This is a genomic window from Enterobacter cloacae complex sp. XAL002, from assembly GCF_049236805.1.
Lineage (GTDB): Bacteria > Pseudomonadota > Gammaproteobacteria > Enterobacterales > Enterobacteriaceae > Enterobacter > Enterobacter intestinihominis.
Genome location: NZ_JBMKJN010000002.1, coordinates 195,510 through 210,329 on the forward strand (window position 1 = coordinate 195,510; position 14,820 = coordinate 210,329).

13 protein-coding genes, 5 tRNA genes and 1 pseudogene are annotated in these 14,820 nt (G+C 55.0%); 10 read left to right on the forward strand and 9 right to left on the reverse strand.

Annotated elements, in window-relative coordinates:
- Nucleotides 1-51 precede the first annotated feature (51 nt).
- The 10 genes from csrA to luxS all read left to right on the forward strand — a co-directional run bounded on the left by csrA (nt 52) and on the right by luxS (nt 4,722).
- Nucleotides 52-237, forward strand: coding sequence for a carbon storage regulator CsrA (csrA, locus tag ACOT0L_RS02555; protein WP_000906486.1), 186 nt, complete (start codon nt 52-54; stop codon nt 235-237).
- A 342-nt stretch (nt 238-579) separates the two neighbouring features.
- Nucleotides 580-672, forward strand: a tRNA-Ser gene (locus ACOT0L_RS02560).
- 4 nt (nt 673-676) lie between these two features.
- Nucleotides 677-753 (forward strand) — tRNA-Arg (locus ACOT0L_RS02565).
- 64 nt (nt 754-817) lie between these two features.
- A tRNA-Arg gene (locus tag ACOT0L_RS02570) sits at nt 818-894 on the forward strand.
- Between the two features lie 64 nt (nt 895-958).
- A tRNA-Arg gene (locus tag ACOT0L_RS02575) sits at nt 959-1,035 on the forward strand.
- Nucleotides 1,036-1,099: 64 nt separating this feature from the next.
- Nucleotides 1,100-1,176 (forward strand) — tRNA-Arg (locus ACOT0L_RS02580).
- A gap of 258 nt (nt 1,177-1,434) precedes the next feature.
- Nucleotides 1,435-2,001 (forward strand): fructose-1-phosphate/6-phosphogluconate phosphatase, encoded by a 567-nt coding sequence (yqaB, locus tag ACOT0L_RS02585; RefSeq protein ID WP_022649138.1) that lies wholly within the window; start codon nt 1,435-1,437, stop codon nt 1,999-2,001.
- Nucleotides 1,998-2,426: a YqaA family protein gene (locus ACOT0L_RS02590; protein WP_045623688.1), complete on the forward strand. Its 429-nt coding sequence runs from the start codon at nt 1,998-2,000 to the stop codon at nt 2,424-2,426. Before yqaB ends, ACOT0L_RS02590 begins: the two co-directional genes overlap by 4 nt.
- Before the next feature lie 83 nt (nt 2,427-2,509).
- Complete coding sequence (gshA, locus tag ACOT0L_RS02595) at nt 2,510-4,054, forward strand: glutamate--cysteine ligase (RefSeq protein WP_126502710.1); 1,545 nt, start codon at nt 2,510-2,512, stop codon at nt 4,052-4,054.
- A 152-nt stretch (nt 4,055-4,206) separates the two neighbouring features.
- Nucleotides 4,207-4,722, forward strand: a complete 516-nt coding sequence (gene luxS / locus ACOT0L_RS02600; RefSeq protein ID WP_003862180.1) for an S-ribosylhomocysteine lyase — start codon at nt 4,207-4,209, stop codon at nt 4,720-4,722.
- A gap of 61 nt (nt 4,723-4,783) precedes the next feature.
- Here luxS and ACOT0L_RS02605 read toward each other — a convergent pair.
- From ACOT0L_RS02605 to nrdF, 9 genes and pseudogenes are all read right to left on the reverse strand, one after another.
- Nucleotides 4,784-4,927: pseudogene (locus tag ACOT0L_RS02605) on the reverse strand (hypothetical protein); the annotation flags it as partial.
- A gap of 229 nt (nt 4,928-5,156) precedes the next feature.
- Nucleotides 5,157-6,704, reverse strand: a complete 1,548-nt coding sequence (gene emrB, locus ACOT0L_RS02610) for a multidrug efflux MFS transporter permease subunit EmrB (RefSeq protein WP_022649134.1) — start codon at nt 6,702-6,704, stop codon at nt 5,157-5,159.
- Nucleotides 6,705-6,720: 16 nt separating this feature from the next.
- Nucleotides 6,721-7,893 (reverse strand): multidrug efflux MFS transporter periplasmic adaptor subunit EmrA, encoded by a 1,173-nt coding sequence (emrA, locus tag ACOT0L_RS02615; protein WP_022649133.1) that lies wholly within the window; start codon nt 7,891-7,893, stop codon nt 6,721-6,723.
- A 128-nt stretch (nt 7,894-8,021) separates the two neighbouring features.
- Complete coding sequence (emrR, locus tag ACOT0L_RS02620; RefSeq protein ID WP_017694792.1) at nt 8,022-8,552, reverse strand: multidrug efflux transporter EmrAB transcriptional repressor EmrR; 531 nt, start codon at nt 8,550-8,552, stop codon at nt 8,022-8,024.
- 314 nt (nt 8,553-8,866) lie between these two features.
- Nucleotides 8,867-10,051 (reverse strand): MFS transporter, encoded by a 1,185-nt coding sequence (locus tag ACOT0L_RS02625; RefSeq protein WP_126502712.1) that lies wholly within the window; start codon nt 10,049-10,051, stop codon nt 8,867-8,869.
- Nucleotides 10,052-10,260: 209 nt separating this feature from the next.
- Nucleotides 10,261-11,256, reverse strand: a complete 996-nt coding sequence (gene proX / locus ACOT0L_RS02630) for a glycine betaine/L-proline ABC transporter substrate-binding protein ProX (RefSeq protein WP_017382774.1) — start codon at nt 11,254-11,256, stop codon at nt 10,261-10,263.
- A gap of 9 nt (nt 11,257-11,265) precedes the next feature.
- Nucleotides 11,266-12,330, reverse strand: coding sequence for a glycine betaine/L-proline ABC transporter permease ProW (gene proW, locus ACOT0L_RS02635; RefSeq protein ID WP_022649132.1), 1,065 nt, complete (start codon nt 12,328-12,330; stop codon nt 11,266-11,268).
- Complete coding sequence (gene proV / locus ACOT0L_RS02640; protein ID WP_022649131.1) at nt 12,323-13,525, reverse strand: glycine betaine/L-proline ABC transporter ATP-binding protein ProV; 1,203 nt, start codon at nt 13,523-13,525, stop codon at nt 12,323-12,325. The genes proW and proV overlap by 8 nt, the downstream gene beginning before the upstream one ends.
- 333 nt (nt 13,526-13,858) lie before the next feature.
- Nucleotides 13,859-14,818, reverse strand: a complete 960-nt coding sequence (nrdF, locus tag ACOT0L_RS02645) for a class 1b ribonucleoside-diphosphate reductase subunit beta (protein ID WP_126502713.1) — start codon at nt 14,816-14,818, stop codon at nt 13,859-13,861.
- Nucleotides 14,819-14,820 lie beyond the last annotated feature (2 nt).

Below are 14,820 nucleotides of genomic sequence, written 5' to 3' on the forward strand. Positions count from 1 at the left end.
AATGCCGGGATACAAGAGACCCGACTCTTTTAATCTTTCAAGGAGCAAAGAATGCTGATTCTGACTCGTCGAGTTGGTGAGACCCTCATGATTGGGGATGAGGTCACCGTGACAGTTTTAGGGGTAAAGGGTAACCAGGTACGTATTGGTGTTAACGCTCCTAAAGAAGTATCTGTCCACCGTGAAGAGATCTACCAGCGTATCCAGGCTGAAAAATCCCAGCAGTCCAGTTACTGATATTGTCGCGTCTCGCTGTCGGGCGAGACGCAACCCTCCCGCTATTTTTCCTGCATAAAGTTACCGTTCTATTTCAAACGCTTCGTTTTTGACCACTCTCATAATCTTATCTCATCCAAATGACGCGCTTCTCTCAACACAATTCTGTGAAGATGCCTGCAAAATCCGCTTATAAAACACTCTCTTTGCGGCTTTTACATGCGAATTGCGTGCGAATTGTGCAAACGAAAAAAGCATGTGGAAAATTGTTTGACTTATAAGTCCCAGAAAGTAATATATGCGCCACGCAGCGACGAGAAGCTCTTAACGAGTTGCTCGAAGCACTCGAAAGAGGCGTTGTGTGGTGAGGTGGCCGAGAGGCTGAAGGCGCTCCCCTGCTAAGGGAGTATGCGGTCAAAAGCTGCATCCGGGGTTCGAATCCCCGCCTCACCGCCATTTTGCATCCGTAGCTCAGCTGGATAGAGTACTCGGCTACGAACCGAGCGGTCGGAGGTTCGAATCCTCCCGGATGCACCATCTATTACTTCATATTGCTTTCGAAGTGATATGAATATCGAGCAGTACAGCAGTAAATCCCGATGCATCCGTAGCTCAGCTGGATAGAGTACTCGGCTACGAACCGAGCGGTCGGAGGTTCGAATCCTCCCGGATGCACCATTTTTTACTTCATATTGCTTTTGAAGTGATATGAGTATCGAGAAGTACAGCAGTAAATCCCGATGCATCCGTAGCTCAGCTGGATAGAGTACTCGGCTACGAACCGAGCGGTCGGAGGTTCGAATCCTCCCGGATGCACCATTTTTTAATTCATATTGCTTTTGAAGTGATATGACTATCGAGAAGTACAGCAGTAAATCCCGATGCATCCGTAGCTCAGCTGGATAGAGTACTCGGCTACGAACCGAGCGGTCGGAGGTTCGAATCCTCCCGGATGCACCATATTCTCCGAGATAATAGCCACGCTGTTGTTTCAAGGTCTGCGTGTTAATCGCAAGCACCAGGGAGGATAACGTTGCTTCAGCAACGGCCCGCAGGGCGAGGCGCAGCCGAGTAATCCTCCCGGATGCACCATCTCTTCTTGTGATCCCCTTCGATGTTTAGTTCTTAATCACTCTCATTGTTATCACTTCGCAATCAGCGACAAAAATCCCCTTTTACGATAAAGTAATGCTTTGTTAATCGTTTAGCGAGAGCACGATGTACGCACAGTATGACGGTTTGATCTTCGACATGGACGGCACCCTCCTGGATACCGAACCCACGCATCGTCAGGCCTGGACCGAAGTCCTGGGCCGTTACGGTATGCGCTTCGATTTACAGGCGATGATTGCCCTCAACGGATCGCCCACCTGGCGTATCGCACAGGCCGTGATTGAGCTGAATCAGGCCGATCTCGACCCGCACCAGCTCGCGCGTGAAAAAACCGACGCGGTAAAAGCCATACTGTTAGACACCGTGCAGCCTTTACCACTCATTGACGTCGTCAAGGAGTGGCACGGCCGTCGTCCTATGTCTGTCGGTACGGGCAGCGAGAGCGCGATTGCTGAAGCGCTACTCAAACACCTTGGCCTGCGCCACTATTTTTCTGCCGTCGTTGCCGCCGATCATGTTAAACATCACAAACCCGCACCGGATACCTTCCTGCGCTGTGCAGAATTAATGGGTGTACCACCTGCAAAATGCGTGGTGTTTGAAGATGCTGATTTTGGCATTCAGGCCGCGCGTGATGCCGGAATGGCGGCGGTGGATGTTCGCTTACTGTGAGTGACGCGCTGTCACTCGCTTCATTATTCGCCAGCAGTTTTTTAAGCTCCACCCTCTTACCGGGGAGTTCGGAAGTGGTGCTGGTGGCGATGCTGTTGTCCGGCGTGAGTCAGCCCTGGTTGCTGGTCTTAATAGCAACAATGGGTAATAGCCTTGGAGGGCTGACTAACGTTATTCTTGGACGTTTCTTTCCGCTACGCGAAAAATCTCGCTGGCAGGAAAAGGCAGTGGGCTGGCTAAAACGCTATGGCGCTGCCACGCTGTTATTAAGCTGGATGCCTGTAATAGGCGATTTACTGTGTCTGCTGGCGGGATGGATGCGCATCTCTTGGGGACCGGTGCTCTTTTTTTTGTGCCTTGGCAAGGCGTTACGCTATGTTTTACTGGCATGGGTAACACTACAGGGTATGACGTGGTGGCACTAATTGGTGGAATGAATTCGCGACCTTCAATCGTCAACCATTACAATTATGCTGAGTGACAATTTTTTGACAGGCGGGAGGTCAAATTGATCCCGGACGTATCACAGGCGCTGGCCTGGCTGGAAAATCACCCTCAGGCACTGAAGGGGATTCAGCGTGGGCTTGAGCGCGAAACGCTGCGCGTAAATGCGGATGGTAGCTTAGCGACTACGGGACACCCGAAGGCGTTAGGCTCGGCGCTGACACATAAATGGATCACAACCGATTTCGCCGAAGCGCTGCTGGAGTTCATTACGCCAGTAGACGGTGATATTGATCATATGCTGACGATCATGCGCGACGTGCATCGCTTCACCGCCCGCAACCTCGGCGACGAGCGTATGTGGCCGCTCAGCATGCCGTGCTATATCGAGCAGGGGCAGGAGATTGAGCTGGCTCAGTACGGCACCTCGAATATTGGACGGCTGAAAACGCTGTATCGCGAAGGACTGAAAAATCGCTACGGCGCACTGATGCAGACGATCTCTGGCGTGCACTACAATTTCTCTCTGCCGATGGCGTTCTGGCAGGCGAAGTGCGGTGAAACGGATAAAGAAGCGATCTCCGCGGGCTACTTCCGCCTGATCCGCAACTACTACCGTTTTGGCTGGGTTATTCCGTATCTGTTCGGCGCGTCCCCGGCTATCTGTTCATCGTTCCTGCAAGGGAAACCGACCACGCTGCCGTTCGAGAAGACCGAGTGTGGCATGTACTATCTGCCGTACGCGACCTCGCTGCGCCTGAGCGACCTTGGCTATACCAATAAATCGCAAAGCAATCTCGGAATTACGTTTAACGATCTGCACGAATATGTGGCAGGCCTGAAGCGGGCGATAAAAACCCCGTCGGAAGAGTACGAAAAAATCGGCCTCGAAAAAGACGGCAAGCGCCTGCAAATTAACACCAACGTATTGCAGATTGAAAATGAACTGTATGCGCCGATTCGTCCGAAGCGCGTGACGCGCAGCGGTGAAACGCCGTCGGATGCGCTACAGCGCGGCGGGATCGAATACATTGAAGTGCGCTCGCTGGATATCAACCCGTTCTCACCGATTGGCGTTGACGAGCAGCAGGTTCGCTTCCTTGACCTGTTTATGGTCTGGTGCGTACTGGCGGATGCGCCGGAAATGAGTTCCAACGAACTGCTGTGTACTCGTGCCAACTGGAATCGCGTGATTCTGGAAGGGCGCAAGCCGGGTCTGACGTTAGGTATTGGCTGTGAAACGGCCCAGTTCCCACTGTCTAAGGTAGGGAAGGATCTGTTCCATGACCTGAAGCGCGTAGCCCAGACGCTGGATAGCGTGTACGGCGGCGAAGCTTACCAGAAGGTCTGCGACGAACTGGTTGAAAGCTTCGATAACCCGGAACTGACATTCTCAGCACGTATTCTGCGTTCTATGATTGAACAGGGAATTGGTGGCACAGGGCGTTCACTCTCAGCGGAGTACCGTGAGATGCTGATGCAGGAGCCGTTAGAGATCCTGAGCGAAGCGGATTTTGTGGCAGAGCGCGATGCGTCCGTTGTGCGTCAGAAAGAGGTCGAAGCGGCGGATACGGAGTCGTTTGAGGCGTTTCTGGCGAAGCAGGCCTGAACCAAAAGAAAAAGGCCACATCGCTGTGGCCAAAATATACATCTCTGAATTCAGGGATGATGATAACAAATGCGCGTCTTTCATATACTCAGACGCGCATTCTGTAGAAGAGTTCAGTTTATTTTAAAAAAAATCACTATCGGAGGTGACGTATGCCGTTATTAGATAGCTTTACTGTCGACCATACCCGTATGGAAGCACCAGCAGTCCGCGTGGCGAAGACCATGAACACGCCGCACGGCGACACGATCACCGTTTTCGACCTGCGCTTCTGCGTGCCGAATAAAGAAGTGATGCCAGAGAAAGGCATTCACACGCTGGAACACCTTTTCGCCGGATTCATGCGCGACCACCTGAACGGCAACGGCGTGGAGATCATCGATATCTCTCCGATGGGCTGCCGCACCGGTTTCTACATGAGCCTGATTGGTCAGCCTGAAGAGAAACGCGTCGCGGATGCGTGGAAAGCGGCCATGGAAGACGTGCTGAAGGTGAAAGAGCAGAACCAGATCCCAGAGCTGAACGTTTACCAGTGCGGTACTTACCAGATGCACTCTCTGGAAGAAGCTCAGGAGATTGCCCGCCATATCATCGAACGTGATGTTCGTGTAAACAGCAACGACGAGCTGGCCCTGCCAAAAGAAAAACTTCAGGAACTGCACATTTAGTATTGTGCCTGTGGATGCCCGGTGGCGCTTCGCTGACCGGGCCTACAATACTGATGACGACAACCACGGCCAGCTCCGCGCTGGCGACGCCGGTATCGCGATCGTTTTGCGGATGCACGCTGTTACAGACGTCGCTGCGGCGGCTGAAGTAGTGGCAGAAATATTCGATCTGGTCGAGATAGACGTTCGGCGTGCTCACTTCGACGTAAGTCTGTCGAGAGCCAGCGCGTGGCGCGGGTGTGTTCAGCATGGTACGCTCCTGTTGTCTTTTCACACTCGTGAATCAATTTCAGGCGCGCTGCTTTATCGGAACTGACAATCGCTGTCGCGTTTTGGACACGGTGCGGTGTTTTGCCGGATGGCGGCTACGCCTTATCCGGCCTACGTTCGTAGGCCCGGTAAGCGTAGCGCCACCGGGCAACCCGTGCACAGGGCTAGTGCGCTCCACCGCCACCGCTACCGGCACCAAACGGTGGTTTGGCAAACCACACCAGCCCCAGCAGGACGATGAAGATCCCCGCCGATATCCAGAAAATCTCGTTTGCCGAGATAATCAGCCCCTGGTTGGTGATCTGCTGGGCAAGCCAGCCGGATGCCTGCTGCTCCGTCATCCCCATCCCCTCAAGCTGGCTATACATCTGCTGAGCGTTAGGGTTGAACGGGTTCACCGCTTCGGTCAGTTGGGCATGGTGCATCGCTTCCCGGTTGGTCCACAGCGTGGTGGTGATCGATGTCCCGATGGAGCCCGCCAGCGTACGGGTGAAGTTCGACAGGCTCGATGCCGCCGCCATCCGCTCAGGCGGCAAGCCCGAAAGCGTAATGGTGGTCAGTGGCATAAAGAAGCACGCCACAGCAAAGCCCTGAATAAACTGCGGCCACGCGGAGGCGCCAAAGTCCATTCCCGGTTCAAACGTATACGCGCGCCAGTAGAAGCACACGGCGTACATGATGAAGCTGAACGTCACCAGCCTGCGCATGTCGAGCTTATGGGCGAAACGGCCAATAATCGGCGACAGCAGAACCGGAATTAACCCCACCGGCGCGGAGGCCAGCCCCGCCCAGGTTGCGGTATAGCCGTACACCTCCTGCAACAGCTGCGGCAGCAGAACAATCGCGCCGAAGTAGAGCATATAGGCGAGGCTGATACAGAGGCAGCCGATGGTGAAGTTTCGCGATTTAAACAGCGAGAGGTCGACTATCGGATTTTCGTCCGTCAGCTCCCAGACAATCAGGAAGCTGATGGCAACCACGGCGACCACCGTCAGCACGATGATTTCCGTAGAGGCGAACCAGTCCAGCTCTTTGCCGCGGTCGAGCATGATTTGCAGGCTGCCGATGCCGACAACCAGCAGTGCCAGCCCGATGCCGTCGATCCGCCGCTGTTCGGTCCGCGTTTCGCGACCACGCAGAGACTGTAGCGTCATCAGCACCACCAGCGCACCGATGGGTACGTTGATGAAGAAGATCCAGCCCCAGTGATAGTTATCGCTGATATAGCCGCCGAGGATTGGCCCGCAAATTGGGGCGACAATCACCGTCATCGACCACAGCGCGAGCGCGATGGAGCGCTTGGCGGGCGGATAGTTGTTCAGCAGCAAACTCTGCGATAGCGGAATCAACGGCCCGGCGACAATCCCCTGGATGACGCGGAAGAAAATCAGCATCGTCAGGCTGCTGGACATGCCGCAAGCCCAGGAGGCCAGCACGAACAGGATCGTCGACCAGAGGAACAGCTTCACTTCACCGACGCGCTTCGCCAGCCAGCCGGTGATGGGAATAGAGATGGCGTTCGCCACCCCGAACGAGGTAATGACCCAGGTCCCCTGGCTCAGCGATGAGCCAAGGTTCCCGGCGATCGTAGGGATCGCCACGTTTGCGATGGTGGAGTCCAGCACCTGCATGAATGTCGCCAGCGACAGCGCAATGGTCATAATGACCAGCTGCGCCCCCTCAAGCGGTTTTTGCGGCTTTTGCTGTTGCATAACGCTCACCTTCGGCTTAACCGGCGTTTGCCTTCACGATGTCATCGATCAGCTTATTGACCGGATCGAGGCTAATTTCACGGGCGTTACTTTCATAAGCTGGCGTGCTGCGCACCTGGCTTGCGAGGATCTGACCGTCGCGGTTGGCGGTATCGACCGTCACCAGCGTGGAAAGGCCAATTCGCAGCGGATGGTCTGCCAGCTGCTTAGGATCCAGCTCGATACGCACAGGCAAGCGCTGTACCACTTTGATCCAGTTGCCGGTGGCGTTCTGTGCAGGCAGCAGGCTGAACGCGCTGCCGGTCCCCATGTCCAGACCGACCACTTTACCGGTGTACTTCACGTCATCGCCGTAGATATCGCTGACCACGGTTGCGGTCTGGCCGATACGCATATGCGCCAGCTGGGTCTCTTTGAAGTTCGCGTCCACCCATAGGTTGTTCGCCGGAACGACCGCCATCAGCGGCGTGGTGGTGCTAATTTGCGCACCCGGCTGCACGGAACGACGGGAAACGTAACCGGTCATCGGGCTGACGATTTTGGTACGTTGCAGGGCAAGCCATGCGTTACGCACTTCGGTCGCCGCCTGTTTCACCGCTGGCTGGTTTTCCAGAGAGGTGCCCAGCACCATCGCCTGGTTGGCGTTGTACTGTTGGATCGCCACGTCCAGCTGCGCCTGTGCGCTTGCCACCGCATCGCGTGCGTGCTGCAACTCTTCACGGCCAATCAGGTTGGCGGTGCCGAGAGGAACACGACGCTTGAGGTCGCTCTGCGCCTGGGCCAGGGCCGTTTTCTGCACGTCGATATTGGCCTGAAGCTGTTTGCTGTTGATCATCAGCTGGCGGGTCTGGCGAACGCTGGAGGCCAGCGCCGTCTGTGCTTTTTCAAACGCCTGTTGGGCGTCGGTCGGATCAAGCGTGACCAGCACATCCCCTTTTTTCACAAAGTCGGTGTTGTCAGCCCAGACTTTCGTCACGCTGCCTGACACCTGGGCCATGATTTGAACCTGATTCCCTGCCACGTATGCATCGTCTGTCTCTTCAACATGACGCAAGACTAAAAACCAATAGATCCCATATGCCACGGCAATAATAATAAAGAGCAAGGTCAGCAGAATAAGGGCGCTCTTACGTTTGCCCTTCTTGTTGACCGGTTGCTGCGGGGGGGTGTTCTCCGCATTTGCGCTCATTGTTGTTCTCCACGATCTTTTTATTTTCACATCGGCTGAGCCGACCTGTTGTCAGAAAGGCCAGCAGTTTCACGTGCTGGCCTGTCAGTTTTTCTTTTGCAATCTGGAATGTTGAGCGGATCGTCGCGTTAGCGCAGCGCCTCAAGAATGACGCCATCTTCATCCATCTGGTCCAGACGGGTGAGCAGCTTGCGAGTAATGTGCTCAAGCTGGTCGCGCTCGGCGGTGCTGAGGGCAGACCAAAGCTGGTGCAGGCAGTTATGCTGCGGTGGCAGCACTTCGCGCAGGAATTCGTGACCTTTCTCGGTCAGTTGCAGATGCAGGCAGCGGCGATCGTTATCGCTCTCACGGCGCTCTATCCAGCCGCGCTTCTCCAGCTCATCAGCAATACGGGTTGCATTGGTACGGGATGAACCCAGCGCGCAGCTCAGTTCAGACGGCTGAATGCTGTGGTTTTCCTGAGACTCAAGCGTAATCAACGCCATAAACAACGTCTCGTTAATCCCTTGCGCTTTCAGCATCTTGTTACGATTTTCCAGCAGCTTACCCTGCATGTGCATGCACAGGCGGGTCAGCAGGATCTCCTGATACGGGAAGTCCTCATGACGACTGGCGCGGAACTTAAGCATTTGTTCAATGGGCGTAAACGAACTATCCATTTTGGGCATAACCTCATTAATTACAGCCGATATAGTAACGATAGTGACAAATAATGTAAATGAATTATTTGTGCGGTTATATCCGCCAAACGTATGTCACCATCAGAAAGCGCCGGGTAAATCCGTGACCCGGTGAGCACAGAAAGTGTGGGGTTTGTACCCGCGAAAGAGGGGATGTGAGGACTGGGGTCTGAACTATTCATGCCGGTAGTAAATATGTCACCCACAGTAAAATTTCTGGGATAAATGATTACCGTTACCTTAACAGATGCAGGCCCCCTTTACACCCCAGGGGGCCCAAAGCAATGTAAAACTTAGTGAATTGCTTCCTGGCGGTGATAGCCGCGCCACCATACCAGCAGATTTATCGCCGCCACGACGGCGCCGATTGCGCACACGCCCGTCCAGCCCGCATGCTGCCAGGCGGAGGCTGAGATTAGCGAGCCCGCCGCGCCGCCGATAAAGTAGCTGGTCATGTACCCGGCCGTCAGACGGTTACGGGCGTCTGGTTTCACGCGGTAAATCACGGTCTGGTTGGTGATATGTACGCCCTGCACGGTGAGGTCGAGTACCAGAATACCGACAATTAGCGCCAGCACTGAGACGTGTCCGTACCAGATAGCCGCCCATGAGAGCAGGAGTAAAACCAGCCCTGCGGAGGTGGTCATATGAGATTTACCTTTGTCGGCCAGGCCACCCGCCGGGCGCGCGCCCAGTGCGCCAGCCGCGCCTGCCAGCCCGAACAGGCCAATCACGCCTTCTGAGTAGTTAAACGGCGGCGCGGCGAGCAGAAACGCCATCGACGTCCATAAGATGCTGAAGTTGGCGAAGGTGAGACACCCCAGAACGGCGCGTGTGCGCAGGAGTTTATCCCGGGTGAAGAGGCTGAAAACGGAGGCGAGGAGCTGCGGATAGTTCAGGTGATTCTCCTGCTTCACCTTTGGCAGGCCGCGCCACAGGGCCAGCGCCATGATAACCATCAGCACGCTTGCCACCCAGTAAACGGTGCGCCAGCCGCCGAGGCTCGCCAGCAGCCCGGCAACGGTTCGCGCCAGCAGGATGCCCAGCAGCAGGCCGCTCATAATAGTGCCAACCACTTTGCCGCGTTTTTCCGGGGAAGCCAGCGTCGCCGCGAGGGGAACCAGAATTTGTGCCACCACCGAGAACAGCCCCGTCAGCGCGGTACCGATAATCATCATCGTTAACGACTGGCTGCTGGCGGTGATCAACATCCCGCCTGCGGCCAGCAGCGTCATGGAGACGATAAGCATCCGGCGCTCAAACATATCGCCTAATGGCACCAGGAACAGCAGCCCGGCCGCATAGCCGAGCTGCGCAGCGGTGACGATAAAGCCGGCGGAGCTGGCTGAAAGATCGAAAGCACGCGCGATAGTATCAAGCAGAGGTTGCGCGTAATAGTTGCTGGCGACGGCCAGTCCCGTTGCCACGGACATTAAAAGGATGAGTGCGGGGCTAAGCCCTTGAGTTGTTTTTGTCATTTGTTTCAGGAATCGTAAGTTAAGTGATTATTTTTCCGGAAACATAATAACCAATGATTGTGAATGTTGGGGGATTGTTACGTGGTGGATTGTGCGGTTTAGGTTGGGTGCGGTTTGATCCCCTCACCCTATCCCTCTCCCCAAAGGGGAGAGGGGATTTTATACACCCTCTCCCCTTTGGGGAGAGGGCAGGGTGAGGGGTAGTATTTTTACTTCTGCGCCTCAAGCGCCTCTTTCACCCAGCCATCGAACTGCTGCTGGTGGGCTTTGATCCAGCCATCCACGTGGCCTTTGATATCAGCTTCGGATGATTTACCCGCATGCATCATCGCGTTCTGGGCGTTAATGTCTGCCAGCGGCAGTTTCATCACCGAGAACAGCTTCGCCGCCGCCGGGTTTTTCTCGGCCCAGGCTTTGTTCGCCACGATATGCATGGTATTCACCGGGAAGCCATAGTTCATGCCGTTTGGCAGTTTGGTGTCGATATCTTTCTGCTCGCCCGGCAGGGAGGAGAAGGGCACCTGCAACCACACCACGTCTTTGCCCGGCTTCAGCACGTCGCTCACCCAGTACGGCGTCCAGGTGTAGTAGATCACCGGCTTGCCTTCTTTAAAGCGGGCGATGGTATCGGCCATCATCGCAGAGTAATTGCCGTGGCTCACGTCGACGGTCTTTGCCAGATCGAAGGCTTTGTTCTGGTGGTTAATCACCGCTTCACAGCCCCAGCCCGGCGAGCAGCCCATCATGTCGGCTTTGCCGTCACCGTTGGTATCAAAGAGTTTGGCGATCTTCGGATCTTTCAACTGTTCAATATTGGTGATGTGATACTTATCGGCGGTTTTCTTGTCGATCAAATATCCCTGCGCAGCGCCGGTCACAAAGGTGCCTTCGCGGTAGAACTTCTTGTCGCCACCGGCGGCGGCATACATGTCGTCGTGCAGCGGCTGCCAGTTCACGGCGGTAAAGGTGGCATCGCCGGAGGCAATAGAGGTATAGCCCACGTTGTAATCCACTTCACTGGCGGTATTCACCGTATAGCCCAGTTTCTCCAGCGCACGGCTGACAATCTGGGTCTGGAAGGACTCTTCCGAAATGGTGCTCTGCACCGGCTGCACGGTAATGCCTTTGCCCGGCAGGTCAGCGGCAACTGCGCTGGTGGAGACAAGGGTCGCAAACGCTGTGGCAAAAAGTACGTTATGTCGCATCGTTGTTCCTTATTTTGTGAATGGGCGGGTGAGTAACCCGACAGGGCCGGTGGTATACCAGCGACGGTTGCCGCGACTGCGTGAATCACGACCGACAGCCTGGGTCAGGCGGTCAAGAATGATGGCGAGGATCACAATCCCGACGCCGCCGACGGTCGCCAGCCCCATATCGAGACGGCCAATGCCGCGCAGTACCATCTGACCTAACCCGCCAACGGCAATCATTGAGGCGATCACCACCATCGACAGCGCCAGCATCAGCGTCTGGTTAACACCTGCCATAATGGTCGGCATCGCCAGCGGAAGCTGAACCTTAAACAGCATCTGACGCGGGCTGGCGCCAAACGAGCGTGATGCCTCTATCAGATCCGCAGGCACCTGGTTAATGCCCAGAATGGTCAGGCGAATAATCGGCGGCAGGGCGAAGATAATGGTCACGACCACCCCCGGTACGTTACCGATGCCGAACAGCATCACGATAGGCACCAGGTAAACGAACGCTGGCGTGGTCTGCATTGCATCCAGCAGCGGGCGGATAATTTTTGCGGCCCGCGGGCTGCGCGCCAGCCAGATCCCCATCGGCAGGCCGATCGCCACGCAGAACAGCAGGGCGGTCAGCACCAGCGCCAGGGTGATCATCGCCTGAGACCACGCGCCAATCGCGCCGATGGCAATCAGGGAGATCAGCGTGGCGATCCCCATACCCGCGCTGCCGAACTGCCATGCGATCAGCGAGAACAGGATAATCGCCACCGGCGCGGGCATGCCCAGCATCAGCTGCTGGAAGCCGTTCAGGATGTAATCCACCGGGATACGGATCCCCTGGAACACCGGACGGAAGTGGGTAACGACCCAGTCGATCCCCTCCGTTACCCAGCTATCCAGCGGGATCAGCGTCTTGTGGAACGGATCCATAATATTGAAATGCTCTGGGGCAGGCGCCGGTGCGCTGTTGAGCCAGTCTGCCGCGCCGCCGCCATCGGCAGGCGCAGGCGTCGACCCCCACGCATCGGCAGATTGCGCCGCGCTGTCCGCTGCTTCAGTGGTGCCCCATGGGTTTGATTGATCAGCCATTGTTTGTCCCCTCGCGATCTAAAGCCTGTAGCAGCATCCGTTTTGAGATGATGCCAACGTACTGTTGTTCTTCACCGACAACCGGCACGGCGCACGGCGCCTGACCCACGTGAGAGAGCAACTCGCTGAGCGGCGTTTCGGCGTCCACGGCAAGCGGAGCGTCAATCAACGCCGCATCGATTCCCTGGTTTTCGCTCAGGGCGGTTTTCAGGGAGTCGATGGAGACAACGCCGACAAATTTATTGCCGCGTTCAACCAGATAACCGTATTCACGGTCTTCGTCCTGCAACAGTTTCAGCGCGGAGCGCGGACCAAAACCTGGCGTTTTTCGAATAATGCCGTTTGGTGTTCGACGGGCAATATCTTTCGCACTGAATACGTGGCTAATATCCACGCCGCGGAAGAAGGTGCGCACATAATCATTCGCCGGATTATTGAGAATTTCATCCGGTGTGCCGACCTGCACCACTTCACCATTTTGCATAATGGCGATACGGTCGCCAATACGCATGGCTTCATCCAGATCGTGAGAAATAAAAACAATGGTGCGCTGATGTTTGGCCTGTAATTTTACCAACTCATCCTGCATCTCGGTGCGAATTAAGGGATCGAGCGCCGAGAAGGCTTCGTCCATTAATAAAATATCCGGATTAATCGCTAATGCGCGCGCTAATCCCACGCGCTGACGCATACCGCCAGAGAGCTCATCCGGATACGCATGAGCATAATTTTCCAGCCCGACCTGACGCAGTGCATCAAGGGCTTTTTCCTGACGTTCCTGAGCGGGCGTGCCGGCTAACTCCATGCCAAAGGCGGTATTATCGAGTACCGTCATGTGCGGCATCAGTGCAAATGACTGAAACACCATCGCAATTTTCTTTCTGCGCACCTCGCGGAGTTCCGCGTCTGATATTCTGGCGATATCAACGCCGTCAATCAGCACCTGTCCGCGGGTGGGTTCAATCAGGCGATTGAGAAGGCGAACCATAGTGGATTTACCCGAACCGGATAATCCCATGATGACAAAAATCTCGCCTTCTTCAATGGCCAGACTGGCGTCTTTAACGCCAAGCGATAGCCCGGTTTTTTCCAGAATTTGCTCTTTCGAAAGGCCTTTCTCAATATATTTGAAAGCACGCTGCGGGTGCTCGCCAAATACTTTATAAAGATTTTTCACTTCTAATTTAATTGCCATGCAATAGAGAGTGTCCTGTTATTTGTTTATGTCGATATGATTACCATGGTAAATAGTTAACTGGCATTACCCTAACATACTCAGAATCTGAGACAACCCTGGACCTGCCTGAGGTCGGAATTTTACCGCAAGCGAAACGGCTGAATTTCCCATGAATAAAGGGCTGAGGGCGCTTTGAATTTTTCTCAATTTTTTGCTACTGCATGGGAGAATTTCGCCTGAATCGGTGTGATTCAGGCGAATATGAAGGAGAAATTACAGTGTAGTACGTAGTGGAATATTCGGCTGAAAATAATGAAATGTAGAGTTAATTAATGAACGTTAATTCATTCATTAAAAATCCCAGTCCTCGTCTTGCGTCTCCACCGCTTTACCCATCACGTACGACGAGCCGGACCCGGAAAAGAAGTCGTGGTTTTCATCGGCGTTGGGCGACAGCGCCGCGAGGATCGCCGGGTTCACTTCCGCCATTTCCGGTGGGAATAACGCTTCGTAGCCCAGGTTCATCAGCGCCTTGTTGGCGTTGTAGCAGAGGAAGGCTATTACGTCCTCTTCCCAGCCCGTTCCGGCGTACAGCTCCTCGGTATAGCTCAGCTCGTTGTCATACAGATCCATCAGTAAATCGAGGGCAAAACCTTTGAGTTCCTCGCGTTTTTCCGGGGTGACTTTCTCCAGTCCTTTCTGGTACTTATAGCCGATGTAATACCCGTGTACCGCTTCATCGCGGATGATGAGGCGAATCAAATCGGCGGTATTGGTGAGCTTGCCCCGGCTCGACCAGTACATGGGCAGCCAGAAGCCGGAATAGAAGAGAAAAGATTCCAGGAACACGCTGGCGATCTTCTTCTTCAGCGGCTCGTCGGCCCGGTAATATTCCAGCACCAGATCTGCCTTGCGCTGCAATGACGCGCTCTCTTCGCTCCAGGCGTAGGCCGCGTCCACGTCTCTGGTCTGGCACAGGGTGGAGAAAATCGAGCTGTAAGAGCGGGCATGGACCGCCTCCATAAAGCTGATATTCGACATTACCGCCTCTTCGTGCGGGGTCAGCGCATCACTCATCAGCGCGGGCGCACCCACGGTATTCTGAATGGTGTCCAGCAGCGTCAGGCCGGTAAAGACGCGGATTGTCAGCTGCTGCTCGGCATGGCTCAGGGTTTGCCAGGCCGGAATATCGTTGGAGAGCGGCACCTTTTCCGGCAGCCAGAAGTTGCTGGTCAGGCGGTTCCAGACCTCCAGGTCTTTATCATCCTGAATTTTGTTCCAGTTAACGGCACTTACGCGTGACAGTTTCATCC